The sequence below is a fragment of the Nostoc sp. LEGE 06077 genome (genome assembly GCF_015207705.1).
Taxonomy (GTDB): domain Bacteria; phylum Cyanobacteriota; class Cyanobacteriia; order Cyanobacteriales; family Nostocaceae; genus Nostoc_B.
The window spans coordinates 1-1,127 of record NZ_JADEWI010000133.1 but is presented as its reverse complement, the minus strand read 5'-3'; the positions used below and the strand labels follow the sequence as shown (position 1 = coordinate 1,127).

Below are 1,127 nucleotides of genomic sequence, written 5' to 3'. Positions count from 1 at the left end.
TGTGTTCAAAGAGTTGTTTTAAGTTTTGAAAAGAATGCGGAATTTTGTGAGCAATTGTGTATAAATAAACAACCTATTTTCCTCCTGCAATCGTGGCGCTTTTGTGTACGGTTGCTTTTTACTTTTTGACCAGTTCCATTCAGCCATGTTGAAAAATTTTTAGTTCTCAAAAGAAAAACTGATACACTAACGAATAAATTGCTTAAGCAATGCCGTTACCAAAGCGATCGTCCCCGTGTTAGGCAATCGCTTTATTTTTTGACCAGCCGCATCCCCTTCTTGTTACTGAAAGCCCCAGCCTGAGAGAGTGCTGCTGCTGGGTTCGGGTGTGCAAAGAACTCTTCTACTGCTTTGGTTAATCCCGAAGCGATCACTGGGTCATGGCAGGCGTAGATGTAAACTGACTGTTGAGTACCGTTAACTAAGCGATTCTCTTGGCGATCGCCCAGGTGTGGGTAAAATGTGCGAACCCAAGTACCCAAATGCCCACGATAATGAGAACCGTGCAGAGGTACTTTCTTGCCAAGTTCGATTTCTGCAAAATTCACCACGCCCATCCATTTTTCAGGAGTAGCGCAAAGTGCTTGTCTGTTGTGTTCAGCCAAGAGGTTAGCGGCGTAATCCTTGAAATGCTGCTCGATGTAGGGATTGAGTTTTCCCCCGGTGAGGTCAGCTAAAGTTTTCATCGCGTCAACCAAAGTCTGCAAACGTTGTTCAACTGGTGGCAGGGCAGGAGCAGGTGGTTGTTCTGGTTGCTGCTCTTTCTTTGTCCAGCCTGTGATATCTTGCATCCAGGCACGGACACCGATAGTTTTGAATGCTCGACAAACTAACTTTGCTTGTTTAGTGCAGTACCGACCTGCTTCATAAGCGTAGTAATCGAGGATGATGGCGATCGCCATATCAGGAATGCCATTAATGCGCCACCCATTTTGGTTTGCACCATCAAACCCTTGTTCCATCAGCATTTTAGACAATTTAGATGGTTCCAGGTTTGCACTATCTAACGCTTTGATAATAGCCATATCACTTACCCCAGCTAATCTGGCTGTTGCCCGAATACTGGCCTTCCCTTGTCCATTGGGGTCAACAGAAATCTCTTGTTTAATCTGTTCGATAATTTGGGC

The 1,127-nt window shown here is 45.1% G+C and carries 1 protein-coding gene; it reads right to left on the bottom strand.

Features of this window, described 5'->3' with window-relative positions; translation table 11 throughout:
* Window positions 1-251: 251 nt before the first annotated feature.
* Window positions 252-1,127: hypothetical protein (locus IQ244_RS32865; protein ID WP_228059314.1), on the bottom strand; the 876-nt coding region annotated here is incomplete at its 5' end.